Origin of the sequence: Streptomyces sp. NBC_00341, assembly GCF_041435055.1 — a bacterium.
Taxonomy (GTDB): domain Bacteria; phylum Actinomycetota; class Actinomycetes; order Streptomycetales; family Streptomycetaceae; genus Streptomyces.
The window spans coordinates 2,822,307-2,846,315 of sequence record NZ_CP108002.1; the positions used below are offsets into that span (position 1 = coordinate 2,822,307).

Genomic DNA, 24,009 nt, shown 5'->3' on the forward strand with positions numbered 1-24,009 from the left:
TGGACGCGGGTCACGTGGAAGGATGACCGGAAACATCACACATCAAGGAGATGACCGCGTGCCTGGCACGAATCTGACCCGCGAAGAGGCACAGGAGCGGGCGCGCCTGCTGACCGTGGACGCGTACGAGATCGATCTCGACCTCTCCGGAGCGCAGGAGGGTGGGACCTACCGGTCCGTCACCACCGTGCGCTTCGACTCCGCAGAAGCGGGGGCGCAGACCTTCATCGACCTGGTCGCCCCGGCCGTCCACGAGGTCGAGCTGAACGGCAAGCCCCTGGACGTCGCGGCCGTGTTCCGCGATTCGCGCATCACCCTGGCGCATCTGGCGGCGGGCTCCAACGAGCTGAAGGTCGTCGCCGACTGCTCGTACACGAACACGGGCGAGGGCCTGCACCGGTTCGTCGACCCGGTCGACCAGCAGGCTTACCTCTACACCCAGTTCGAGGTGCCGGACGCGCGCCGCGTCTTCGCGAGCTTCGAGCAGCCCGACCTGAAGGCGACCTTCCGGTTCACCGTGAAGGCCCCGTCCGGCTGGACCGTGATCTCGAACTCCCCGACGCCGGAGCCCACGGACGACGTCTGGTCGTTCGAGCCGACGCCGCGCATCTCCACGTACATCACCGCGCTGATCGCCGGCCCGTACCACTCGGTGCACAGCAGTTACGAGAAGGACGGGCAGAGCGTCCCGCTCGGCATCTACTGCCGCCCGTCGCTCGCGGAGTACCTCGACGCGGACGCGATCTTCGACGTGACCCGGCTGGGCTTCGACTGGTTCCAGGAGAAGTTCGACTACGCGTACCCCTTCGCCAAGTACGACCAGCTGTTCGTCCCGGAGTTCAACGCGGGCGCGATGGAGAACGCGGGCGCGGTCACCATCCGCGACCAGTACGTGTTCCGCTCCAAGGTGACGGACGCGGCGTACGAGACGCGGGCCGAGACGATCCTGCACGAGCTGGCCCACATGTGGTTCGGCGACCTCGTGACCATGGAGTGGTGGAACGACCTGTGGCTGAACGAGTCGTTCGCCACCTACACCTCGATCGCCTGCCTGTCGTACGCGGAGGGCTCGCAGTGGCCGCACTCCTGGACCACGTTCGCCAACTCGATGAAGACCTGGGCGTACCGGCAGGACCAGCTGCCCTCGACGCACCCGATCATGGCCGACATCCGTGACCTGGACGACGTCCTGGTCAACTTCGACGGCATCACGTACGCCAAGGGCGCCTCGGTCCTGAAGCAGCTGGTGGCGTACGTCGGCATGGACGAGTTCTTCAAGGGTGTGCAGGCCTACTTCAAGGCGCACGCCTTCGGCAACACCCGGCTCTCCGACCTGCTGGGCGCGCTGGAGAAGACCTCCGGACGCGATCTGAAGACCTGGTCGAAGGCGTGGCTGGAGACGGCCGGCATCAACATCCTGCGCCCGGAGATCGAGACGGACGCCGACGGCAACGTCACCTCGTTCGCCGTGCTCCAGGAGGCGCCCGCGCTGCCCGCGGGGGCGAAGGGCGAGCCGACGCTGCGGCCGCACCGGATCGCCATCGGCTGCTACGAGCTCGACGAGTCCGGGAAGCTGGTCCGCACCGACCGGATCGAGCTGGACGTCGACGGTGAGCGCACCGCCGTGCCGTTCCCGGCCGACACCAGGCGCCCGGCCGTGGTGCTGCTCAACGACGACGACCTCTCGTACGCGAAGGTCCGGCTCGACGAGGAGTCGCTGCGGGTCGTCACGGAGCACCTGGGCGACTTCACCGAGTCGCTGCCGCGCGCCCTGTGCTGGGCCTCCGCCTGGGACATGACGCGGGACGGCGAGCTGGCGACCCGGGACTACCTGTCGCTCGTCCTGTCCGGGGTCGGCAAGGAGTCGGACATCGGCGTCGTCCAGTCGCTGCACCGCCAGGTGAAGATGGCGCTGGACCTGTACTCGGCGCCTCAGTGGCGCGAGGCGGGGCTGACGCAGTGGACCGAGGCGACGCTCGCGCACCTGCGCGCGGCGGAGCCGGGCAGTGACCACCAGCTGGCCTGGGCGCGTGCCTTCGCGGCCACGGCCCGCAACCCGCAGCAGCTGGACCTGCTCCAGTCGCTGCTCGACGGCACGGAGGTGATCGAGGGCCTGGCCGTCGACACCGAGCTGCGCTGGGCGTTCGTGCAGCGGCTGGCCGCGACGGGGCTGCTGGACGAGGACGAGATCGCCGCGGAGTACGAGCGCGACCGGACGGCGGCGGGCGAGCGCCACGCGGCGTCGGCGCGTGCGGCGCGTCCCTCCGAGGAGGCGAAGGCGGAGGCGTGGGCCTCGGTCGTCGAGTCCGACAAGCTGCCGAACTCCCTCCAGGAGGCGGTCATCGGCGGGTTCGTCCAGACCGACCAGCACGAGCTGCTGGCGCCGTACACGGAGCGGTTCTTCGCCGCGGTGAAGGACGTCTGGGACTCGCGCAGCCACGAGATGGCCCAGCAGGTCGCCATCGGTCTGTACCCGGCTCTCCAGGTCTCGCAGGAGACCCTGGACGCCACGGACGCCTGGCTGGCCTCCGCCGAGCCGAGCGCGGCCCTGCGCCGGCTGATGTCGGAGTCGCGCTCCGGTGTGGAGCGGGCGCTGAAGGCGCGTGCGGCGGACGACGCTGCGGCGGCGACCGCGTAGCACGGTCCGGATGTGGAAACCGCCCGGCGGGCAGGCGCTGAAGCGCAGCCGTCCGCCGGGCGGGAGTCTTTACGGGCAGTCTCAGGCGCCCGACTCCTCGTAGCGGGCGGCCAGGGCCGCCGCGCCGGACTCGGTCAGCGAGCCGTGCAGGCGCATCCGGGCCACCCCGCCGTCGGGGAAGGCGTCCAGGCGGACGTGGGTGACCACGGCCTGGGCGCGGAGCGGGAAGCGGTGCAGGGTGTCGGGCTGGAGGCGGGTGCGGGGGATGATCTCGAACCACTCGCCCGTCTCGCCGTTGCGGCCCTGGAGGGCGATCCAGCCGGCCGCGTTCCCCTTGAGGTAGGCGGTGTCGATCTCGACCGCGCGGACGGCGCCCTGGGCGGGCAGCCGGAAGCGCACCCAGTCGTTGGTGTCGCGGACCCGGCGGCGGCGGTTCTCCCAGCCGTCGTCCATCTTGCGGGAGGTGCCGGGCAGGATGATCTGGGTCGGCGAGGAGTAGAAGCGGTCGGAGGCGTCCTCGTAGCTTCCGCCGTTCAGGACCGAGATCAGGTCGAAGGTGCCGAGCGCCGCGAGCCAGGACGGGTCGGGGACGACCTCGCCGTGCACGCGCAGGCGGGCGATGCCGCCGTCGGGGTGCTGGCAGAGGCGGATGTGGGTGTAGCGGCGGTCGCCGGTGATCTCGAAGCCGTTGGCGGCGTGGCCGCGTACGGGGGTCGGCGGGACGATCTCGTCCCACTTGACGTCGTCCGCGAGGAGCGCCTCTGGGCTGGGTGAGCCCGGGACCGAGGTCGCCTGGACCGATACGCGCTGCGGGTAGTTGCCGCGGAAGTGGGCGGTGTCGACGACGAGCCCGCGGATGATGCCGGGGGCGCCGAGGCGGATCAGGGCCCAGTCGTGCTCGTCGGGGGCGGGGAAGGGGTGGGCGGCGTCCGCGCCGCGGCGGCGGCGGGTCTCCCAGCCGTCCATGATCTTGCCCTTGTGGCCGAAGTGCTCGGGGTCGAAGACCGCGCGCTCCCTGAGCAGGAGGTTCTCACGCTGGGCGAAGAACTCGTCGTTGGCGGCGATCACGCCCGCGCCGAGGCGCCGGTCCGCGAGGTCGACCAGCTCGGTGAAGGGGAGCTCTGTGGTGCGGTAGTCGGCGTACGGGTCGCCGCCGCCGTACGGGGCCGCGTCATTGGCGTGGGGGTCGTTGTCCAGGGCGGGGGTCTCGCTCGCGTCGAAGGTCATGTGCCCACTGTCGTACAGACCCATCAATCAGGTCCATCGAAAGTTTTCGCACATTTCGTTCAGCTCAGCTGAACGATGCCTCGCGCGCGGCGCTGACCTCCTTGAGCGCGGCCAGCACCCGGGCCACCGCGGGGCCGGTCTCGGCCCCCTGCCGCACCGCCGCCACCACATGGCGCCGGGGCAGATCGGCGCCGAGCACCCGTAGCGCCACGCCCTTGCGGCGTTCCGCGGAGGCCATCCGGGGGATCAGCGCGACACCCATGCCCGCCTCCACCATCGCCAGGATCGCGGTCCACCCGGAGGCGCTGTGGGCCTGCTCGGGGACGAACCCGGCGGCCTCGCAGGCGGCGGTGGTGATCTCCGACCACGGGCCGGAGCCGCCGAAGATCCACGGCTCCGCAGCGAGGTCGGCCAGCCGGAGGCCGGGGGCCTCGGCGAGCCTGTGTCCGACGGGGAGGGCGACGTCGAGCGGGTCCGCGAGCAGCGGCAGCAGGGCGAACCGGGTGTCGCGCGCCGTCGGGGCGTGCGCCGCGAGCGAGAGCGCGAGGTCGACGTCACCGGCCGCGAGGAGCTCGTACGCCTCCGCGGCCTCCGCCTCCCGCACCCGTACCCCGGGTCCCGGCCGGCCGTCGGCCCGCAGCAGCTGGACCGCGGGGACGACGAGGGCGGGCACCGCGGTCGAGAACGCGCCGACCCGCACCTCCCCCGCCTCGCCCCGCAGGTAGCCGGTCAGCTCGGCCTCCGCGCGCTCCAGCTGGGCGAACACCACTTCGGCGTGGCGGAGTACGAGGTGGGCGGCGTCGGTGAGCCTGACCCGCCTGCCCTGCGCCTCCAGCAGCGGCACGCCGAGCTGCTTGCCGAGGTTCGACAGCTGCTGGGACACCGCGGAGGGGGTCATCATGAGCGCCTCCGCCGTCGCCGTGACGGTCCCGCGCTCGCTGAGCACCCGCAGGATCCGGAGCTTCTTGATGTCCCACTCGGTCATGTCCGCACATTAGCCGCCGTCCGGTCCCGGACCCGGCCCGCCCCCAGCGCCACTCCGCCGAGGATCAGGGCCAGCCAGAGGAGCTGGGCGGGCCCGGTCGGCTCGCCCAGCAGGACGAAGGAGAGCCCGGCCACACAGACGGGCTGGAGGTAGTAGACGATCCCGGTGCGCGCCGCGCCGATCAGCGCGACGGCCCGGTTCCAGGCGAAGAACGCGAGGGCCGAGGAGAACACGCCGACGTACAGCAGTGGTCCGACGGTGCCGGCCGTCGGCTCGAACCCGCCCTGGACGGCGACGCTGACCGCGAAGGCGGGTGCCAGCATCAGCGCGCCCAGCACGAAGGTGGCGAGGAGGAAGGCCGGTTGGCCGATCTCCGGGGGGCGGCGGCGCAGCAGCGCGCTGTAGGAGGCGAAGCTGAGCATGGCGGCGAACATCCACAGGTCACCGGGGGCGAAGTGCAGTGCGAGGGAGCCGTCGCCGACCAGCAGCAGAACTCCGGTGCAGGCGATGGCCATTCCGGCGATGCGGCGCCCGCCGAGCCGTTGGCCGCCGAGGCGTTCGTACAGCGCCATCACCACCGGTGAGGCGGCCATGATCATGCCCATCTGGCCGGCCGAGGTGGACAGGCCCGCCTGGTTGACCAGGGTGTTGTAGACGGTGATCCCGAGCAGTGCGGCGAGGGTGAGGAAGCCCAGGTGGCGGCGGATCAGCGCGCGTTGCCGCCAGGTCTCCCGCGCCGCGAGGGGGGCGACCGCCGCGACGGCGACGATCCAGCGCCAGAAGGCGGCCTGGACGGGCGGGACGGTGTCGTGCAGGGCGCGCGCGGCGACGAAGCTGCCGGACCAGACGACCGTCGCGACGAGGGCGAGCAGGAGGCCCTTCCCCGAGGTCCGCCGGGCTCCTGCCGCTCGTACCGCTTTCGGGGAAGCCTCTTTGACGTCGGTCACGGGGCCACCGTCACACCGGCAGAGCATTCAGGTCCATCGAATACTTTCGATGAATTTCTGAAGCAGAACTTAACGAATCAGCTGACGACGAGCGAGGTGAACGGCTCGCCGGCGCACAACAGGGCGTCCCGGCGCGCTCGCGCACGTCGGGACGCCCTGGGACGTTATGGGTGTCGCGCAGCTCTGTGTGCCGCGCGGCCGGGTGTCAGGCCTGCTGCTTCTTGGACTTGTCGAGGACCATGACCAGTCCGGCGATGACCCCGAACAGCACCAGGGGGGCCACGACGAACAGGCCGATCGTGTCGATCACGCTCAGGCCGGGACCCGGGTCGTCGCCGTCGTCGCGGGTGAGCGCGAGCGCGGGGGACGTCATGAGCAGCATCATCAGCGTCGTTCCGGCGGCGACCGCGCCGGCGCGCATAGCGTTCTTCTTGTCCACGGTACAAACGTAGCGAACGGCTACGAGGGCCGCGCGCCCGGGGGTGCCGTACGGGTCCTTCCGGGCTCCTGGCGGGGGTTGAGGACTTCCATCAGCCGGTACAGCCGGGGGGAGGCGGCCAGCTCCTCCAGGGTGACCGGCCTGCCCTCCGCATCGGCGATGGGCAGCCGCCAGTTGGGGTACTCGTCCCAGGTGCCCGGCAGGTTCTGCGGGCGGCGGTCACCGATCGTGTCGGGCAGCCAGACCCCGGTCATCCGGGCCGGGGTGCGCAGCAGGAAGCGGTGGACGGCGCGGACGGCCGCCTCCTCGTCACCACCGCCCTCGGGGAGCAGGCCGAGCCGGGAGAGCAGGCCGAGCCACTCGGCGGTGTCGGCGCCGTCCTCCGTCCGCTCCTGGTCCAGCGGGCGGGTGAGCAGGCCGAGGCGGTGGCGCAGCGTCACATGGTCGCCGGTCAGCCGGGCGGCGGTGGAGGGCAGATCGTGGGTGGTGGCGGTGGCCAGGCAGTCCGTGCGCCACTCCTCGGGGGCCAACGGGCGGCCGGTACCCGCCCAGTCCCGCTCGAACCAGAGCACGGAGGTGCCGAGGACGCCGCGGCGGGCGAGCGCCTCGCGGACGCCGGGTTCGACGGTGCCGAGGTCCTCCCCCACGACGACGGTGCCCGCCCGGTGGGCCTCCAGGACGAGGACGGCGAGCATCGCCTCCGCGTCCTGGCTGACGTAGGTGCCCTCGGTCGGCGGACGCCCCTCCGGCACCCACCAGAGCCGGAACAGGCCCATCACGTGGTCGATGCGCAGGGCGCCGGCCCGGCCGAGGATCCCGCGCAGCAGACCCCGGAACGGGGCGTAGCCGGAGGCGGCCAGCGCGTCGGGGCGCCAGGGCGGCAGGCCCCAGTCCTGGCCGCGCGCGTTGAAGGCGTCCGGGGGCGCGCCGATGGACATGCCGTGCGCGAAGGCGTCCTGCTGGGCCCAGGTGTCGGCGCCGCCGGGGTGTACGCCGACCGCGAGGTCGTGGACGATCCCGACGGCCATCCCGGCGTCCCGGGCGGCGCGCTGGGCGTCGGCCAGCTGAGTGTCGGTCAGCCAGGCGAGCCGGCAGTGGAAGTCGACCCGGTCGAGCAGTTCGCCCCGGGCGCGGGCGGTCTCCCGGGAGCGGGGGTCGCGCAGCCCGGCCGGCCAGCTGTGCCAGTCGGAGCCGTGCACCTCGGCCAGGGCGCACCACAGGGCGTGGTCCTCCAGGGCCGGTCCCTGCCGGGCGAGGAAGTCGCAGTACTCGGCGCGGCGGCCGGGCGTGAGGGGGACGGCGGCGAGGATGGCGAGGGCCTGCCGCTTGAGCTCCCAGACGGCGTCGCGGTCGATCAGGGCGCCCTTGTTCAGGACGCCGTCGCTGAGCTCCGCGGCACGGCGGCGCAGATCGTCGAGCGCGGCCCGGTCGGACGCGTGCCCGTACTCCGGGACGGACTCGACGCGCAGGTGCACCGGGTCGGGGAAGCGCCGCGAGGACGGGCGGTAGGGGGACGGGTCGGTGGGGCTGCCCAGGACCGCCGCGTGCAGCGGGTTCACCTGGACGAAGGAGGCCCCGAGGCACCGTCCGGACCAGGACGCGAGGTCGGCGAGGTCACCGAGGTCGCCCATGCCCCAGGAGCGGGCGGAGAGCAGGGAGTAGAGCTGTACGAGGAAGCCGTGGCTGCGGGACGGCGGCTGCGGGACGCGGGCCGGGGCGACGATCAGCGTGCAGGACTCCGCGGGCTGCTCTGGCGCGCGGGCGGTCAGCCGGTGCACACCGAGCGGGGGTTCGGTCCACCAGCCGGGCGCGGACGCACCGCTCACCGCGCCGGACGCTTGGCCGGGTGCTTGGCCGGAAACGGTCACCGCGCCGGGTGCTTGGCCGGAAGCGCTCACCACGGCAGGCGGCTGGCCGGAAACGGCCGGAGCCGCGTCCCTGGAGGGCGTCCGCATCCGGGCCGGCCGGACGGGGCCGGGCTCCTCCGGGCGGATGGCCTCCTCCGGGCGGACGGTCAGCTCCGTGCCGGGGGGCAGTGCGGTCAGCGCCGGGGGCAGCGGCTCCCCGGTCCACACCACGAGCGTGGGCGGGAGCAGCCGGGAGCCGGCCGCGGACTCGGCGGCGGCGAGCGCCTCCTGAACCGCCTCCGGCGTGGCGGCGTCGACACCGAGCGCGGCGAGCACCGCGACGACCGTGCCGTCGGGGACGGACACCGTGACGTCGGCGGACGGGGAGTACGAGGTGGCGACGCCGTGCAGTGCGGCGAGCCGGGGCAGGCCCATTCAGACTCCTGGGGACTCCATGCCCCAAGCGCTGCCGGAGGAAGCCGGCTCGCTCGTCAGCGGGGCGAGGACGGCGAGCGGAGGCTCGCTGGTCAGGGGCGTGGCGTCAGCGAGCGGGGGCTCGCTGGTCAGCGGTATGGCGTCGGCCAGCGGCGCCTCGCTGGTGAGCGGTCCGGGGCCGGGGGCGGTGGCGGGGCACGCACTGATCAGCGGGGCGGGTCCCGGCACCTGTTTGGTCAGGGCGGAGAGCAGGAGCTGCGCGGCAGCGGGCATGGTGGCCTCCTGGCCGTGGAGAGCAGGACACAGCAGACCTACCCAGCGGACGCGTCCGCAGACGTAGGCGTTATGACAACGAGTTCAACGTGCTCTGGGTCACAATCCGTTCCCGAGGGGCGGATTCCCCGTAAGACGTCCGTCGTTTTCGGCCATTCGGCGCCATCTTTCGCGTGACGCCGCGTCAGCCACACCCGTCCCACCCCATCCGCCACAACGGGCATTTGCACCACAACGACCACGCGCATTGACACCCTCGCGCGCGGGTGGTGGGCTCGGAGCCCACCAGTGGGAACGAGGGGAGAACGGGCATGCGGCTCAGGCGCAGGAAGCAGGCGGCGGCGGTCGCCGTGGCCGTGCTCGGCGGGCTCCTCTCCACCGGAGCCCCGGCCGCCTTCGCCGCACCCGCGCCGCCCGGAACGCCCGTCACCAGTACCCCCGACCGCACGGACGACGGCGCGCTGCCCACCGTGTGGCCCCGGCCGCAGAGCATCAAGGCGTCCGGCTCCTCCGTCCCCCTGACCGGCGAGGTCACCCTGGTGGCCGACGCGCAGGCCGACCCGTACGCCGTCGCCGCGCTCCGCGAGGTGCTGCGCGACGCGGGCGTGCGGACCGTCCACGAATCCCTGCCGGGGCGCGGCCCCGTCATCCGGTTCGGCGGCAACGGCGCCCTGGACGCGCTGCGCACCCTGCGCGCCCCGGAGCGCGGCGATCTGCCCGCCGGCGGCTACCGGATCGCGGCCGGCCACGTCGCGGGCCGGGACACCGTCGCCGTGGACGGCCTGGGAGACGACGGGCTGTTCCACGCGGTGCAGACCCTGCGTCAGCTGATCCGGGGCGGCAGCGTCGCCGGGGCCACCGTCCGGGACTGGCCCTCCAGTGCCGTGCGCGGGATGACCGAGGGCTTCTACGGGCAGCCGTGGACCCAGACCGAACGCCTCTCCCAGCTCGGCTTCATGGGGCGTACCAAGCAGAACCGGTACCTCTACGCGGCGGGCGACGACCCCTACCGGCAGGCCCGCTGGCGCGACCCGTACCCCGCGGACCGGCGCGCCGACTTCCGCGCGCTCGCGGAGCGGGCCGCCGCCGAACACGTGACGCTCGGCTGGGCCGTGGCACCCGGCCAGTCGATGTGCCTGTCCTCCGACCGTGACGTGAAGGCGCTGACGAAGAAGATCGACGCGATGTGGGCGCTCGGGGTGCGGGCCTTCCAGGTGCAGTTCCAGGACGTCAGCTACAGCGAATGGCACTGCTCGGCCGACGCCGACGCCTTCGGTGACGGACCGCGGGCGGCGGCCAGGGCGCAGGCCCGCGTCGTGAGCGCGGTGGCCCAGCACCTCGCGGACCGCCATCCGGACGCGCAGCCGCTGTCGATGATGCCGACGGAGTTCTACCAGGACGGGGCGACCGACTACCGCACCGAACTCGCCAAGGAGCTCGACGACCGGGTGCAGGTCGCCTGGACCGGGGTCGGGGTGGTGCCGAAGACCATCACCGGCGGCGAGCTGGCCGGTGCCCGTGCCACGTTCCGCCATCCGTTGGTCACGATGGACAACTACCCGGTCAACGACTACGCGCAGGACCGGATCTTCCTCGGTCCGTACACCGGCCGCGACCCGGCGGTCGCCATCGGGTCCGCCGCGCTGCTGGCCAATGCGATGGAGCAGCCGTCCGCCTCCCGGATCCCGCTGTTCACCGCCGCCGACTTCGCCTGGAACCCGAAGGGGTACCAGCCGCAGGAGTCCTGGCAGGCGGCCATCGACGACCTCGCGGGCACGGACCCCGGCAGCCGGGACGCGCTGCGCGCCCTGGCCGGGAACAGCGCGGCCTCCGTGCTGGGCGGCAACGAATCGGCGTACCTGAAGCCGTTGCTCGCCGCGTTCTGGAAGACCCATGGCGGGACGGACGCCGGGGCGCGCGACAAGGCGGCGGCCCGGCTGCGTTCCGCGTTCACCGTGATGCGCGAGACCCCGCAGCGGCTGGCCGGGCTCGCGGACGGGCGGCTCGACGGCGAGGTGCGGCCGTGGACCGAGCAGTTGTCCCGGTACGGCAGGGCGGGCGAGCTGGCCGTCGATCTGCTCCAGGCCCAGGCACGCGGCGACGGGGCGGCCGCCTGGCAGGCGTCGCTGGCCCTGGAGCCGGTGAGCAGGTCCGTGAAGGGGAGCGGCGCGACGGTCGGCAAGGGGGTGCTCGGCCCGTTCCTGGACCGGGCGCGCAAGGAGGCCGACGCCTGGACCGGGGCGGACCGCGACAACGGCACGGTGACCGAGGCGCAGGGCAGCTACACGGTGCGCCTGGGCCGGGCCCGTCCGCTGGCGGCCGTCACCGCGACGGCCGTGCCGGGCGGCGGCGGCACCCCGGCGGACGCGACGGTCCAGGCCCATGTGCCCGGCGAGGGCTGGCACAGCCTCGGCGCGCTCTCGTCGAGCGGCTGGACCCAGACCGGGGGCCAGGGCCTGCGGGCCGACGCGGTCCGGATCAGCTGGCCGACCGCCACCCCGTCGGTCACCGGCGCACCGCCGCTGATCATCCCGCCGCTCGCGGGCGCGGCCCCGTCGGCGGGAACGGCGCCCCGGGTGCGCTCGCTGGTGCCGTGGTTCGGCGACGAGCCGGCGGCCCGGCTCGACCTCGCGCACGGCGCGACGGACGCGGAGATCGGCGGCAAGCCGCAGCGGGTCGAGGCGCGGCTCTCGCCCGGCCGTCCGGCCGAGGTGAAGGGCGCGCTCACCGCGAAGGCCCCCAAGGGCATCAAGGTGCGGCTGCCAGAGCAGACGACCGTCCAGCGCGGTTCCCGTACGGCCGTGCCCGTGGAGATCACCGTGCCCGCGGACACCCCGGCGGGCGAGTACGAGGTGCCGTTCTCCTTCGGCGCGGAGGAGACCACCCTGACCGTCCGGGCCTTCCCGCGCACCGCGGGCCCCGATCTGCTGCGCACGGCCACCGCCTCCTCCTCCGCCGACGAGACGGCAGACTTCCCCGCGTCCGCCGCGTCGGACGGCGACCCGGAGACCCGCTGGTCCTCCCCCGCCGAGGACGGCGCCTGGTGGCAGGCCGAACTGCCCGCCCCGGCCCGGCTCGGGCAGGTGGTGCTGGACTGGCAGGACGCCTACGCCTCCCGCTACCGCGTACAGGTCTCCGCGGACGGCCGCACCTGGCGCACCGCGGCCACCGTCCGGGAGGGAAAGGGCGGCCACGAGTCGGTCCGGATGGACGCGAAGGACACCCGGTTCATCAGGATCCAGGGCGACGGGCGGGCCACCGAGTACGGCTACTCGCTCTGGTCGGTCCAGGCGTACGCCGTCGCGGAGTAGCGAAATCAACACCCCCTGAACCAGGCGGCGTTCTCTCCTTCAGCGCCTGCCGGGTTTTTTCGCGCCGCACTATTCACTCAGTACATATACCGAGTATATAGTCACGGCCATGAGCATCCGCCACGTCCTCCTCGGACTGCTTGCCGGGGGTTCCAACCATGGGTACGAGCTGAAGCGGCGGTACGACGAACTCTTCCCGCAGGCCCGCCCCCTGGCGTACGGCCAGGTCTACACAACGCTGCAACGCCTGGTGCGGGACGGACTGGCCTCGGTCGAGGGGACCGATTCCGACGGCGGTCCCGAGCGCACCCTCTACCGGTCCACGGACGAGGGCGCGCGCGAGCTCGCCCACTGGGCCGGCGAGACCGCGCCGCCCGCGCCCTTCGTGACGAACGAGATCTTCGCCAAGGTCGTCACCTCGATCCTCGTCGCGGCCGCCGCCGGCGGTGACCGCACCGCGGACGCGGCCGCCTACCTCCAGGCCCAGCGCGCCGCGCACATGGCGCGGATGCACGAACTGACCCAGCTCAAGACCACGCCCGGGGCCGGCCTCAGCACGGTCCTCTCGGCCGACTACGCCCTGAACCATCTGGACGCCGACGTCCGGTGGATGGCCACCACGGCGACCCGCCTCGCCACCCTGACCACGGAGGTCCAGCCGACATGAGCAGCAGAGCCGACCGGCCCACGGCACCGGCGCCACTGATCACCGCCACCGGACTGACGAAACGGTACGGACGGACGGAGGCGCTGCGCGGCGCCTCGGTCGAACTCCGCGCCGGCGAGATCCTCGCCGTCACCGGTGCCAGCGGCAGCGGGAAGTCCACGCTGCTGCACTGCCTCGCGGGCATCGTCCGCCCCGACGAGGGCACGGTCGGCTACGGGGACGAGCAGCTCGGCCTGGTGCCGGAGGCGCGCCTCAGCGAGCTGCGGCGTACCGACTTCGGCGTGGTGTTCCAGTTCGGGCAGCTGATCCCCGAGCTCACCGCGCTCGACAACGTGGCGCTGCCCCTCCTGCTCGCGGGAACCGGCCGCGCCGAGGCGCACCGGAACGCGGACTCCTGGCTGGAGCGCTTCGGCGTGCGCGGGCAGGCGGAGCTGCGGCCCGGCGAGCTGAGCGGCGGCCAGAGCCAGCGGGTCGCGCTGGCACGGGCCCTGATCACCGGCCCGAAGGCCGTCTTCGCGGACGAGCCGACCGGCGCCCTGGACTCCCTCGCCGGCGAACAGGTGATGACCGCTCTGGTGCACGCCACCCGCGAGTCCGGCACCGCGGTGCTGCTCATCACCCACGACGCGCAGATCGCCGCGTACGCGGACCGGGAGGTGTGGCTGCGCGACGGGGCCGTCCACTCCGGCGCGACCCGGTTCACCGTCCGGGAGGCGGCCCGCCATGAGGACTGACGCACGCATCGCCTGGACCCTGGTCCTCGGTTCCGACCGCCGCGAGTGGTGGCGGATCGCGCTCACCTCGGCCGGCGCGCTGCTCGCCACCGGCCTGGCCCTCGCGGCGGTCACGGTCTCCTCGGTCTCCGGGCAGGCGTCCATCGCGTTCGGACACGGCCTGCTGAACCAGCCCGGCCAGCGCACGGGTGTGGTGGCGACCCTGGTGCTCCTGCTCGTCCCGGTGTTCGGCTTCCTGGGCCAGTGCGCCCGGATCGGCGCCGTCCACCGGGACCGGCGGACGGCCGCGCTGCGGCTCGCCGGGGCGTCACCCCGGCAGGTGCGGCGTATCGCCGCTCTGGAGTCCGGGCCGGCGTGCCTGGTGGGCGCGCTCGCCTCCTGCGCCGTGTTCGCCGCGGTACTCGCCGGCTCCGGCCGTACGCCGCCGCCCTCGGCCTGGGCCGGCTACGTGGTGGTCGTGCTCGGCGTGCCGGTGGTCGCCGCGCTGGTGAGCGGGTTCGCGCTGCGCAAGGTGATCGCGGCACCGCTGGGCCGACTGCGCCGGGCACAGGCGGAGCCCGGCCGGCGGACGGCGCTCGCGCTCCTGCTTCCGGGGGTCGTGCTCGCCGCGGCGGCCCTTCTCCTCTTCGCCGCGGACGGCCGTTCCGACGTCGGCCCACTGCTGCCGCTGGTGGTCTCCCTGGTGCTCCTCTCGTCCGCGGGCGCGCTCTGGACGGCCGGGGCCTCGGCCGCCTTCATGGGCCGCCGTCTGACGGCCGGCGCGAGGAGCCCCGCGGCACTGATCGCCGCCGGCCGGCTGCGTCAGGACCCGTGGGCCGCCGCGCGCACCCACGCCGCGCTGCTGCTGGTGACCGTCGTCGGCACGGGCTTCGTGGGAGTACGGGAGGTCATGCTCGCCGCTCTGCGCGAGCGGGGCGGCTACACGCAAGTGGATCTGGACTTCTACACCACCGGCCTCGACCTCACCGGGGCAGCCGTTCTGGTGGCCCTCTTCGTCGGGCTCTGCGGTCTGGCCGTGGGCGCCGCGGAGTCCCTCGCCACCCGCCGCCGGGGGCTCGCCGCGCAGGCCGCGGCCGGGGTGCTGCGAGCGGTGCTGACCAGGGCGCTGCTCCTGGAGACCGCGCTGCCGCTGGCCCCGGCGACGCTGCTGGCGGGCATCGGCGGCATGACGGTGTACCTCTCGTACGCCACCCTCGTCGCCCCGGGCAGCTTCCCGTCGATGCTCCCGCTCCTGGTGCCCGTGACGGTGTACGCCGCCTGCCTGCTGGCCGCCGCGACGTCACTGCCGCTGCTGCGGCGCATGGCGCGCCCCGCGGAGCTGCGGTTCACCTAGGGCGCTTCGTTCGGATCAGGCGGAGATTCCGTCGATCCGGGCCATCGCGTCGTCCGCTCCGAACGGCTGCAGATAGGGCAGCCAGCGGGGGTCGCGGTGGCCCGTGCCGATGATCCGCCAGGCGAGTCCGGTCGGCGGGGCGGGCGGCTGGTGGAGCCGCCAGCCGAGCTCGGGCAGATGACGGTCGGCCTTGACGTGGTTGCAGCGGCGGCAGGCCGCCACCACGTTCTCCCAGGCGTGCTGCCCGCCCCGGCTGCGCGGAATGACGTGGTCGACGCTGGTCGCGGCGGCGCCGCAGTACATGCAGCGCCCGCCGTCCCTGGCGAAGAGCGCCCGGCGGGTCAGCGGAACGGGGCCCCGGTAGGGGACGCGCACGAACCGCTTCAGGCGGACGACGCTGGGGGCCGGAACGGCACGGGTGGCACTGTGCATGAGGGCGCCGGTCTCCTCGAGGCAGATGGCCTTGCTCTCCAGGACGAGGACGAGCGCGCGGCGGAGCGGTACGACGCCGAGCGGCTCGTACGACGCGTTGAGAACCAGGACGTGCGGCACGGTTGATGCCTCCTTGTACGCCGGCGGCGCGTGGCTCGCGCCGGGACGATCCGATCTCAGTCTCCCCTCAGGCCTGGTCAAAGCGCCACCACGTCCGGGTAACGGGCCGGAAGGATTTTTCTTCCGCCCACGGCGTCCCAGCGGCGCAAAGGCACCGGAACAGGCGCTTCGGGGGCCCTGCCACCGGCTGCCGCGCCCGATGTGCGATCGGCCACACGCGGCGCCGCCGACCGGGTTCCTTACCTATTCCATATCCCCGGGTGAGACGCGTCTCTCCCCCGGATCACGGCAACGGAGCACGCCCGATGCCCCGTTAGTGTGGTTGGTCAGCGCTCGCCCAACTGGAGGTTTCGCCGTGTCCCTGTCCGCCCTGTTGGCCGCAGCCCAGTCACCCGAGCCGGGTGGCTCGCTGGACGAAGCCGCCAAGCAGGCAGGCAACGCCGCGGGCTGGGTGGAGCAGAACTGGTCCACCTGGCTGAACACCGGTCTGCGGATCGTGCTCATCGCCGCCATCGCGATCGTGTTGCGCATCGCGATCCGCCGTGCCCTGACCAAGCTCATCGAACGCATGAACCGCAGCGCCCAGGCGGTGGAGGGCACCGCGCTGGGCGGTCTGCTGGTCAACGCGGAGCGCCGCCGCCAGCGCTCGGAGGCGATCGGCTCCGTACTCCGTTCGGTGGCCTCGTTCCTGATCCTCGGCACCGCCGCCCTGATGATCCTGGGCGCGTTCCAGATCAACCTGGCCCCGCTGCTGGCCTCCGCCGGGGTCGCCGGGGTCGCGCTCGGCTTCGGTGCCCGCAACCTGGTCACCGACTTCCTCTCCGGCGTCTTCATGATCCTGGAGGACCAGTACGGCGTCGGCGACACCATCGACGCGGGCGTCGCCTCCGGAGAGGTCATCGAGGTCGGCCTGCGGGTCACCAAGCTGCGCGGCGAGAACGGTGCGATCTGGTACGTCCGCAACGGCGAGGTGAAGCGGATCGGCAACCTCAGCCAGGGCTGGTCCACCGCGGGCATCGATGTGCAGGTGCGCCCCACGGAGGACCTCGACCAGGTCCGTACGGTGATCACGGAGGCCGCCCAGCTGATGGCCAAGGACGACCCGTGGACCGAGCGCCTGTGGGGTCCGGTGGAGATCCTGGGCCTGGACACGGTGCTGCTGGACTCGATGACGGTCCGGGTGACCGCCAAGACGATGCCGGGCCAGGCCGTGGGCGTGGAGCGCGAGCTGCGCTGGCGGATCAAGCGCGCCTTCGACGAGGCGGGCATCCGGATGATCGGCGGCATCCCGGCCCAGCCCGACGAGGCCGCGGCGGCCGACCCCACGGCCGGTATGGCGGCCCCGTCCGCGTACGCCTCGGCCACCTCCCCGCAGTCCCTGGCGGCGACTCCGATAGTCCAGCCCCCGAACATCTCCAAGTAACGCTCGTCCGTTCGAATGAGGGGTGCCCCGCCAAGGCCTGCGGGGTGCCCCTCACTCGTATCTCCAGCGGCCACCGCTGGACGCCCTGCCGTCAACTCGGTTCGGGCGGCGCTCCGTTGGGAATGCCCCATCACGCACCCCCCGACGGGCACAGATCCGCACCGCCCACCGTCCAGGTAACGCTTTGGTTGCCACAGCGCTGCAGCCCATTGACGCCCCGGTGACGCGCGCCCTACGGTCCTCACACCGAATAGGAAAGTTTCCTAACAGAGGGCAGGTGCAGTGGTCATGGGCGGAACCACACCGGGAACCCCCCGCGTTCTGCGGGCCATGAACGACCGGGCCGCCCTCGACCTCCTGGTCACCCAGGGGCCCCTCACCCGGACCCGGATCGGCGAGCTGACCGGGCTCTCCAAGCCCACCGCGTCCCAGCTGCTGACCCGGCTGGAGGCCGCGGGGCTGGTCCGTTCGACCGGCAGCCAGGGCGGGCGCCCCGGCCCGAATGCCGTGCTGTACGAGATCGACCCGTCCACCGCCCATGTGGCCGCGCTCTCCGTCGGGCCCACCGGCATCGACGCGGTCGTCGCCGACATCACCGGCACCGTGGTCGGCTCGTGCCGTGTGGAGGCCGAGGCGGTCGAGGAGGAAGTACGCCACCGCACCGCCCAGCTCGTCGCGGAAGCGGTGGACAGCGCCCTCGGCCGGGCCGGTCTCGGCCATGACGATCTGCGGAGCGTGGTGATCGGCACGCCGGGCGCGATCGACCGGCACACCGGCCAGCTGCGCTACGCCCCGCACCTGCCCGGCTGGCACTCGCGCACCCTGCTCGCCGACCTCGCCGAGGTGGTCGGCAGGCCCGTCACCATCGAGAACGACGTGAACCTCGCCGCCATCGCCGAACAGTACGAGGGCGCCGCGCAGGACCACGACGACTTCGTGCTCGCCTGGCTCGACGAAGGCGTCGGCGCCGCCATCGTGCTGGGCGGGAGCCTGTTGCGCGGGGCCACCGGCGGCGCCGGGGAGATCGGCTACATGCCGCTGCCCGGTGCCCCGCTCGCCCGCGGCAACGCGGCCGACTGGGCGAGGCCGGACGCGGGCGGCGGTTTCCAGAGCCTGGTCTCCTCCCCCGCCGTACAGGACCTCGCGGGTGGCAGACCGCCGGCCGAGGCCCTGGCGGACGGGGCCGTCCTCGACGAGGTCGCCCGCAGGCTGGCCACCGGCCTCGCCGCCATAGTGGCCGTCGTCGACCCCGAACTGGTCGTCCTGTCCGGTGTCGTGGCCCAGGCCGGCGGAGAGGCACTCCGCGAGCGGGTCGAGGCCGAGCTGACCGGCCTCGCGCTGCCGAGACCGCTGCTGCGCATCAGCGACATCGAGGGCGACCCGATCCTGACCGGCGCGCTGCGCACCGCTCTCGCCCAGGCGCGCGACACCACCTTCGACACCGCCTGAGCGACGCGCCGCCCCTGCCACCGTCCCCGGCCCGGCAAGCCGCACGGCACCCCCATGCCCGCACACCCCCGCTCCCCGTCCCCCCGACTGGGTTCCCACGCCCTTCCCTCCCCCGTAAAGGAAGTCCGACATGGCGCGATGGCACATACGCACCCGTGTGCCCGTGGCGTTCGGCGCAGCCGCTCTGCTGCTGGCCGGCTGCGCCAACCCGAGCACCGGCAGTAATACCGACGATCCGACGAAGCCCGTCACGCTGAAGTTCTGGCACGGCTGGTCGGCCCCCAGCGAGGCCAAGGCGATCAACGAGAACATCGCCCGCTTCGAGAAGCTCCATCCGAACATCCACGTCGTCTCCACCGGCAACGTGAGCGACGAGACGATCAACCAGGCGCTGCGCGCGGGCGGCGGCGACGCACCCGACGTCGTCACCTCGTTCACCACCAACAACGTGGGCCAGTACTGCTCCTCCGGCATGTGGGCGGATCTCGACCCCTTCCTGAAGAAGAGCGGCATCGACAAGACGAAGGTCTTCCCGAAGACCCTGCTGGACTACACCCAGTACGAGGGCGTCCAGTGCGCGACGCCCCTGCTCGCCGACGCGTTCGGCATGTACTACAACAAGGACGCCTTCAAGGAGGCCGGGATCGCCCGGCCCCCGCACACCATGTCCGAGATGAAGGCCGACGCGGTCAAGCTGACGCGGAAGAACAAGAACGGCTCGCTGGAGCGCGCCGGGTTCATGCCGAACTTCCAGCTCTACCAGAACGCCCCCGACCGGATGTTCGCCCAGTGGGGCCCGCAGTACTTCGACGGGCAGGGCAAGGCGAGGCTCGCCGACGAGCCCAAGACCGAGCAGTTCTTCTCCACCATGCGCGGTCTGTCCGACGCGCAGGGCGGCTACCAGGCCATGGAGCGGCTCCGGGCCACCTTCGGCGACGAGATGTCGTCCCAGAACGGCTTCCTGACCGGCAAGCTCGCCATGCATCTGGACGGTGAGTGGCGCGGGCTGATGCTCAAGGAGGCCAAGGCGAAGTTCGACTGGGGCGTCGCCCCGCTGCCGGTCCCGGACGACCAGGCCGACACCTACGGGCGTGGCTACCTGACGGGAACCGTCGCCGGCATCGCGCACAGCAGCCGGCACCAGAACGCGGCGTGGGAGCTGGTGAAGTACCTGACGATCGACACCCAGCCGGTCGTCCACTTCGCCAACGCGATCCACAACGTGCCGTCCACGTTCGACGCGCTCAAGTCGCCCGACCTGGACGCCGACCCGGCCTTCCGCGCCTTCATCAAGATCGCGCAGAACCCGCACAGCCAGGCCGTCCCGCCCTCGAACAACGGCGGGCAGTACATCAACTCGTTCGGTGACTTCTCGCAGTCGGTCGAGGCCGGCAGGACCAAGGACCTGCACAGCGCGCTGAAGAAACTCGACGACCAGATCGACGCCGACAACGTCCAGTCGGAAAACTGAGGAGCCGAGTCATGGCACTTTCCCTCTCCACCTCGGCGAAGCCCGCCGGGCGGGTGACCGAACCGGCCCCCCGCAACTCCCCCCTGCGACGCAAGAAGAACCGCGAGCGGCTGCGCACCCTGGGATTCCTCTCCCCCTGGCTGGTCGGCTTCACCGTCTTCTTCGGCTACCCGCTGATCGCGACCGTCTACTTCTCGTTCATGCACTACAACCAGATCAAGGCCCCCACCTTCGTCGGGCTGCGGAACTGGAAGTACGTGCTGGACCAGATGCCGTTGTTCGGCCCGGCGCTGTGGAACACGCTGTGGCTGGTCGTCGTGATGGTCGCGCTGCGCGTGGTGTTCGGTCTCGGCATCGGCCTGCTGATCACGAAGATCAAGTCGGGCGTGGGGCTGTTCCGTACGGCCTTCTACATCCCCTACCTGGCCCCGCCGGTCGCGGCCACCGTCTCCTTCGTCTTCCTGCTCAACCCGTCCACCGGACCGGTCAACGAGATGCTCTCGTGGATCGGGGTCAGCGGCCCCAGCTGGTTCAACGACCCCAACTGGTCCAAGCCCTCGCTGGTGCTGCTCTCCCTCTGGGGCATCGGCGACCTGATGGTCATCTTCATGGCCTCGCTGCTGGACGTGCCCAAGGAGCAGTACGAGGCCGCCGAGCTGGACGGCGCGGGCGCCTGGACGAAGTTCCGTTACGTCACCTGGCCCGCGATCACCCCGATCGTGCTGTTCGCCGTCGTGACCGGCGTCGTGCAGACGATGCAGTACTACACGCAGGCCCTCGTCGCGGGGAAGCTCGCCTCCGGCGTCTCCATCGGTCCCGGCACGGTGATCCAGCCCGGCTATCCGGACCACTCCACCCTGACCGTGCCCCAGCTCGTCTACTCGATGGGCTTCCAGAACTTCAACACCGGTGCCGCGTGCGTTCTCTCGCTCGTGCTCTTCGCCATTGCCATGGCCGTCACCCTTCTGCTGATGCGCAAGAGCGTCGGCCTCATTCCGGCGGAGGACTGAGATGACCACCACCAGCCTGACCAGGCCGCAGACCGTCACGGCGAGCCGCGGAGACGGCCGCGACGCGGCCAGACACCGCCGCAAGCGCATCCTGAACTGGATCGCGGTCCACTCCGTGGCCCTCGCGCTCGCCCTCTTCTTCGTCCTGCCGTTCGTCTTCGTCTTCCTCACCTCGGTGATGAGCGACGGGCAGGCGATGAGCGGCGACCTGTGGCCGGACTCCTGGCACTGGTCGAACTACTCGGCCGTCTTCCACACCCCGGGATTCCTCGACTGGTGGCGCAACTCGCTGATGTACGCCGTGGTGGGCACCGTGTTCACGGTCTGCTCCTCGGTGCCGGTCGCCTACGCGCTGGCCAAGTTCCGCTTCCGCGGCCGGCGCACCGCGATGATCCTCGTCATCTCCACGATGATGCTGCCGCCGCAGGTCATCATCATCCCGATGTACCTGGTGTGGGCGCAGCAGTTCCACCTCTCGGGCTCGCTGTGGCCGCTGATCATCCCGATGGCGTTCGGCGACGCGTACTCGATCTTCCTGCTGCGGCAGTTCCTGCTCACCATCCCGCAGGAGTACATCGAGTCGGCGAAGGTCGACGGCTGCGGTGAGCTGCGCACCCTGCTCAAGATCGTCGTACCGATGGCCAAGCCCGGGATCGCGGCCGTGGCGCTCTTCCAGTTCTTCTACTGCTGGAACGACTACTTCGGCCCGCAGATCTACGCCGCGCAGAACCCCGGCGCCTGGACCCTGAGCTACGGCCTGGAGTCCTTCAAGAGCGCCCACGCGGTCAACTGGAACATGACCATGGCCGCGACGCTGCTCGTCATGGCGCCGGTCATCATCGTGTTCTTCTTCGCACAGAAGGCCTTCGTAGAAGGCGTCACCCTCACCGGAGTAAAGGGCTGAGAACCATGAAGCTCGCAGTAGTTGGTGGCGGGTCCACCTACACACCTGAACTGATCGACGGATTCGCACGGCTGCGGGACACCCTGCCGGTCGAGGAGCTGGTGCTCGTCGACCCGGCGGCCGACCGGCTCGAACTCGTCGGGGGCCTCGCGCGGCGGATCTTCGCCAAGCAGGGCCACCCCGGCCGGATCGTCACCACCACCGACATCGACGCGGGGGTGGCCGACGCGGACGCGGTACTGCTCCAGCTCCGGGTGGGCGGCCAGGCCGCCCGTGCCAAGGACGAGGCGTGGCCGCTGGAGTGCGGCTGCGTCGGGCAGGAGACCACCGGCGCCGGCGGCCTCGCCAAGGCCATGCGCACCGTCCCGGTCGTCCTGGACATCGCGGAGCGCGTCCGGCGCACCAACCCGAACGCGTGGATCATCGACTTCACCAACCCCGTCGGCATCGTGACCCGGGCGCTGCTCCAGGCCGGTCACAAGACCGTCGGCCTGTGCAACGTGGCGATCGGCTTCCAGCGCAAGTTCGCGGCGCTGCTCGACGTGACCCCGGGTGAGGTGCACCTCGACCACGTCGGGCTGAACCACCTGACCTGGGAGACCGGGGTGCGCCTCGGCGGCCCCGGGGGTGAGAACGTGCTGCCCCGGCTGATCGCGGAGCACGGCGACGCGATCGCGGACGACCTGCACATGCCGCGGGCGATCGTGGACCGTCTCGGCGTCGTCCCCTCGTACTACCTGCGCTACTTCTACGCGCACGACGAGGTCGTGCGGGAGCTGGGCACCAAGCCCTCGCGGGCCGTCGAGGTCGCCGCGATGGAGAAGGAACTGCTCGCCATGTACGGCGACCCGGCGCTGGACGAGAAGCCCGCGCTGCTCGCCAAGCGCGGCGGCGCCTTCTACTCGGAGGCGGCCGTGGACCTGGCCGCCTCGCTGCTGGGCGACGGCGGTTCCACCCACCAGGTGGTCAACACGTACAACAACGGGACGCTGCCGTTCCTGCCGGACGACGCGGTGATCGAGGTACAGGCCTCGGTGGACCGGACGGGTGCGACGCCGCTCGCCGTGGCGCCGCTCGACCCGCTCTACGCCGGGCTCATCGGCAATGTGACGGCGTACGAGGACCTCGCGCTGGAGGCCGCGCTGCGCGGGGGCCGCGACCGGGTGTTCAAGGCCCTGCTCGCGCACCCCCTGATCGGCCAGTTCGAGTACGCGGAAGCGCTCACGGACAAGCTGATCGCGCACAACCGGGAGCACCTCCCGTGGGCGTGAACGGATCGGTCCTCGCGATCGACGCGGGGAACAGCAAGACCGATGTGGCACTGATCGGTGCGGACGGCACGGTGCTGTCCACGGCCCGCGGCGGCGGCTTCCAGCCGCCCGTGGTCGGCATCGGCACGGCCGTGGACGCGCTCGGCGCCGCGGTGGAGCGGGCGCTGGCCTCGGCCGGCGTGGGTACGGAGAGCGTCGCGCACGTGTCGGCCTGCCTCGCCAACGCCGACCTGCCGGTCGAGGAGGAGCAGCTGACCGAGGCCCTGGGCGAACGGAGCTGGGGCCGCACCGTGGAGGTGCGCAACGACACCTTCGCGATCCTGCGGGCCGGGGTGGACGAGCCGCGCGGCGTGGCGGTGGTGTGCGGCGCGGGGATCAACTGCGTCGGCATGGTGCCGGACGGGCGCACCGCGCGCTTCCCCGCCATCGGCCGGATATCCGGTGACTGGGGCGGGGGTTCGGGTCTGGCGGAGGAGGCGCTGTGGTTCGCCTCGCGGGCGGAGGACGGCCGGGGTGAGCCGACCGAGCTGGCCCGTACGCTGCCCGCTCACTTCGGGCTCGGTTCGATGTACGCGCTGATAGAGGCGCTGCATCTGGGCCGGATCGCGTTCGAGCGGCGGCACGAGCTGACGCCGGTGCTCTTCGCGACCTGCGCGGCCGGTGACCCGGTGGCGCGCGGCCTCGTGGACCGGCTGGCGGAGGAGGTCGTGGCGATGGCCTCGGTCGCCCTCGCCCGGCTCGGTCTGCTGGACGAGCGGGCCCCGGTGGTACTGGGCGGCAGCGTGCTGGCCGCGCGCCATCCGCTGCTGGACGGCCGGATATCCGAGCTCCTCGCGGTGCGGGCCCCGAAGGCGGTGGTCCGGGTGGTCGAGGAGTCCCCGGTGCTGGGCGCGGGGCTGCTGGGCCTGGACCACACGGGTGCGGTGCCCGAGGTGCACGAGAGGCTGCGGGCGCAGTACGCCTGACGCGGTGTGACCTCGCAGGGCAACAGGGGCGTCCCGTAGCATTCGTGCTTCGGGGCGCCCCTTCCGCAAGGGAACCGATCAGCCGCCCCGAACGTGTTCCTTGTTGGGGAGATCGGTACGACTTCGGA

General features: G+C 72.2%; 19 protein-coding genes. 12 read left to right on the forward strand and 7 right to left on the reverse strand.

The genetic code is table 11. The features are described 5' to 3' along the window. Positions 1-58 precede the first annotated feature (58 nt). A complete protein-coding gene (gene pepN, locus OG892_RS12625; protein WP_328867075.1) occupies positions 59-2,638 on the forward strand; it encodes an aminopeptidase N in 2,580 nt (859 codons plus the stop codon). Between the two features lie 81 nt (positions 2,639-2,719). Here pepN and alc read toward each other — a convergent pair whose 3' ends face one another. The 6 genes from alc to OG892_RS12655 form a co-directional block, all read right to left on the reverse strand. Further along, entirely contained in the window at positions 2,720-3,865 is a 1,146-nt protein-coding gene (alc, locus tag OG892_RS12630) for an allantoicase (RefSeq protein WP_328696897.1), read from the reverse strand. A 64-nt stretch (positions 3,866-3,929) separates the two neighbouring features. Continuing rightward, positions 3,930-4,850, reverse strand: a complete 921-nt coding sequence (locus OG892_RS12635; protein ID WP_371629167.1) for a LysR substrate-binding domain-containing protein — start codon at positions 4,848-4,850, stop codon at positions 3,930-3,932. Continuing rightward, positions 4,847-5,797 (reverse strand): DMT family transporter, encoded by a 951-nt coding sequence (locus OG892_RS12640; RefSeq protein ID WP_371629168.1) that lies wholly within the window; start codon positions 5,795-5,797, stop codon positions 4,847-4,849. Before OG892_RS12640 ends, OG892_RS12635 begins: the two co-directional genes overlap by 4 nt. A gap of 205 nt (positions 5,798-6,002) precedes the next feature. After that, positions 6,003-6,218, reverse strand: coding sequence for a hypothetical protein (locus tag OG892_RS12645; RefSeq protein ID WP_073738998.1), 216 nt, complete (start codon positions 6,216-6,218; stop codon positions 6,003-6,005). A 38-nt stretch (positions 6,219-6,256) separates the two neighbouring features. Continuing rightward, on the reverse strand, positions 6,257-8,518 hold the full coding sequence (gene malQ / locus OG892_RS12650) for a 4-alpha-glucanotransferase (protein ID WP_371629169.1): 2,262 nt from the start codon (positions 8,516-8,518) through the stop codon (positions 6,257-6,259). Beyond that, the gene (locus tag OG892_RS12655; protein WP_024492264.1) at positions 8,519-8,791 is read right to left on the reverse strand and encodes a hypothetical protein; all 273 of its coding nucleotides are present in this window, start codon (positions 8,789-8,791) and stop codon (positions 8,519-8,521) included. A 311-nt stretch (positions 8,792-9,102) separates the two neighbouring features. On the opposite strand from OG892_RS12655, the gene OG892_RS12660 reads away from it, so the two are divergent. The 4 genes from OG892_RS12660 (at position 9,103) to OG892_RS12675 (ending at position 14,836) form a co-directional block, all read left to right on the forward strand. After that, complete coding sequence (locus OG892_RS12660) at positions 9,103-12,102, forward strand: beta-N-acetylglucosaminidase domain-containing protein (protein ID WP_371629170.1); 3,000 nt, start codon at positions 9,103-9,105, stop codon at positions 12,100-12,102. A gap of 109 nt (positions 12,103-12,211) precedes the next feature. Next, positions 12,212-12,769 (forward strand): PadR family transcriptional regulator, encoded by a 558-nt coding sequence (locus OG892_RS12665; RefSeq protein ID WP_073738995.1) that lies wholly within the window; start codon positions 12,212-12,214, stop codon positions 12,767-12,769. Then, entirely contained in the window at positions 12,766-13,503 is a 738-nt protein-coding gene (locus OG892_RS12670) for an ABC transporter ATP-binding protein (protein WP_371629171.1), read from the forward strand. Before OG892_RS12665 ends, OG892_RS12670 begins: the two co-directional genes overlap by 4 nt. Then, complete coding sequence (locus OG892_RS12675; protein ID WP_371629172.1) at positions 13,493-14,836, forward strand: FtsX-like permease family protein; 1,344 nt, start codon at positions 13,493-13,495, stop codon at positions 14,834-14,836. Before OG892_RS12670 ends, OG892_RS12675 begins: the two co-directional genes overlap by 11 nt. A gap of 15 nt (positions 14,837-14,851) precedes the next feature. Here OG892_RS12675 and OG892_RS12680 read toward each other — a convergent pair whose 3' ends face one another. Beyond that, positions 14,852-15,388, reverse strand: a complete 537-nt coding sequence (locus OG892_RS12680) for an HNH endonuclease (protein WP_371629173.1) — start codon at positions 15,386-15,388, stop codon at positions 14,852-14,854. A 355-nt stretch (positions 15,389-15,743) separates the two neighbouring features. Here OG892_RS12680 and OG892_RS12685 point away from each other — a divergent pair, with 355 nt between their 5' ends. The 7 genes from OG892_RS12685 (at position 15,744) to OG892_RS12715 (ending at position 23,881) form a co-directional block, all read left to right on the forward strand. Further along, positions 15,744-16,811, forward strand: a complete 1,068-nt coding sequence (locus OG892_RS12685; RefSeq protein WP_073738991.1) for a mechanosensitive ion channel family protein — start codon at positions 15,744-15,746, stop codon at positions 16,809-16,811. 288 nt (positions 16,812-17,099) lie between these two features. After that, complete coding sequence (locus tag OG892_RS12690) at positions 17,100-18,260, forward strand: ROK family transcriptional regulator (protein WP_371629174.1); 1,161 nt, start codon at positions 17,100-17,102, stop codon at positions 18,258-18,260. 130 nt (positions 18,261-18,390) lie between these two features. Continuing rightward, on the forward strand, positions 18,391-19,731 hold the full coding sequence (locus OG892_RS12695; protein ID WP_073738989.1) for an ABC transporter substrate-binding protein: 1,341 nt from the start codon (positions 18,391-18,393) through the stop codon (positions 19,729-19,731). Positions 19,732-19,742: 11 nt separating this feature from the next. Then, positions 19,743-20,741 (forward strand): carbohydrate ABC transporter permease, encoded by a 999-nt coding sequence (locus tag OG892_RS12700; protein ID WP_073738988.1) that lies wholly within the window; start codon positions 19,743-19,745, stop codon positions 20,739-20,741. Between the two features lies 1 nt (position 20,742). Then, positions 20,743-21,645 (forward strand): carbohydrate ABC transporter permease, encoded by a 903-nt coding sequence (locus tag OG892_RS12705; RefSeq protein WP_073738987.1) that lies wholly within the window; start codon positions 20,743-20,745, stop codon positions 21,643-21,645. Positions 21,646-21,650: 5 nt separating this feature from the next. Then, entirely contained in the window at positions 21,651-22,916 is a 1,266-nt protein-coding gene (locus OG892_RS12710; RefSeq protein WP_073738986.1) for a 6-phospho-beta-glucosidase, read from the forward strand. Further along, positions 22,907-23,881 carry an N-acetylglucosamine kinase gene (locus OG892_RS12715; protein WP_371629175.1) on the forward strand — a complete coding sequence of 325 codons (975 nt, stop codon included), beginning with the start codon at positions 22,907-22,909 and terminating at the stop codon, positions 23,879-23,881. The genes OG892_RS12710 and OG892_RS12715 overlap by 10 nt, the downstream gene beginning before the upstream one ends. Positions 23,882-24,009: the final 128 nt, after the last annotated feature.

What these genes read in the sequence shown, in the direction of transcription:
- alc (WP_328696897.1), bottom strand. Translation starts at nt 3,865, where the DNA reads ATGACCTTCGACGCGAGCGAGACCCCCGCCCTGGACAACGACCCCCAC.
- OG892_RS12635 (WP_371629167.1), bottom strand. Translation starts at nt 4,850, where the DNA reads ATGACCGAGTGGGACATCAAGAAGCTCCGGATCCTGCGGGTGCTCAGC.
- OG892_RS12645 (WP_073738998.1), bottom strand. Translation starts at nt 6,218, where the DNA reads ATGCGCGCCGGCGCGGTCGCCGCCGGAACGACGCTGATGATGCTGCTC.
- malQ (WP_371629169.1), bottom strand. Translation starts at nt 8,518, where the DNA reads ATGGGCCTGCCCCGGCTCGCCGCACTGCACGGCGTCGCCACCTCGTAC.
- OG892_RS12655 (WP_024492264.1), bottom strand. Translation starts at nt 8,791, where the DNA reads ATGCCCGCTGCCGCGCAGCTCCTGCTCTCCGCCCTGACCAAACAGGTG.
- OG892_RS12660 (WP_371629170.1), top strand. Translation starts at nt 9,103, where the DNA reads ATGCGGCTCAGGCGCAGGAAGCAGGCGGCGGCGGTCGCCGTGGCCGTG.
- OG892_RS12665 (WP_073738995.1), top strand. Translation starts at nt 12,212, where the DNA reads ATGAGCATCCGCCACGTCCTCCTCGGACTGCTTGCCGGGGGTTCCAAC.
- OG892_RS12670 (WP_371629171.1), top strand. Translation starts at nt 12,766, where the DNA reads ATGAGCAGCAGAGCCGACCGGCCCACGGCACCGGCGCCACTGATCACC.
- OG892_RS12675 (WP_371629172.1), top strand. Translation starts at nt 13,493, where the DNA reads ATGAGGACTGACGCACGCATCGCCTGGACCCTGGTCCTCGGTTCCGAC.
- OG892_RS12690 (WP_371629174.1), top strand. Translation starts at nt 17,100, where the DNA reads ATGGGCGGAACCACACCGGGAACCCCCCGCGTTCTGCGGGCCATGAAC.
- OG892_RS12695 (WP_073738989.1), top strand. Translation starts at nt 18,391, where the DNA reads ATGGCGCGATGGCACATACGCACCCGTGTGCCCGTGGCGTTCGGCGCA.
- OG892_RS12700 (WP_073738988.1), top strand. Translation starts at nt 19,743, where the DNA reads ATGGCACTTTCCCTCTCCACCTCGGCGAAGCCCGCCGGGCGGGTGACC.
- OG892_RS12705 (WP_073738987.1), top strand. Translation starts at nt 20,743, where the DNA reads ATGACCACCACCAGCCTGACCAGGCCGCAGACCGTCACGGCGAGCCGC.
- OG892_RS12710 (WP_073738986.1), top strand. Translation starts at nt 21,651, where the DNA reads ATGAAGCTCGCAGTAGTTGGTGGCGGGTCCACCTACACACCTGAACTG.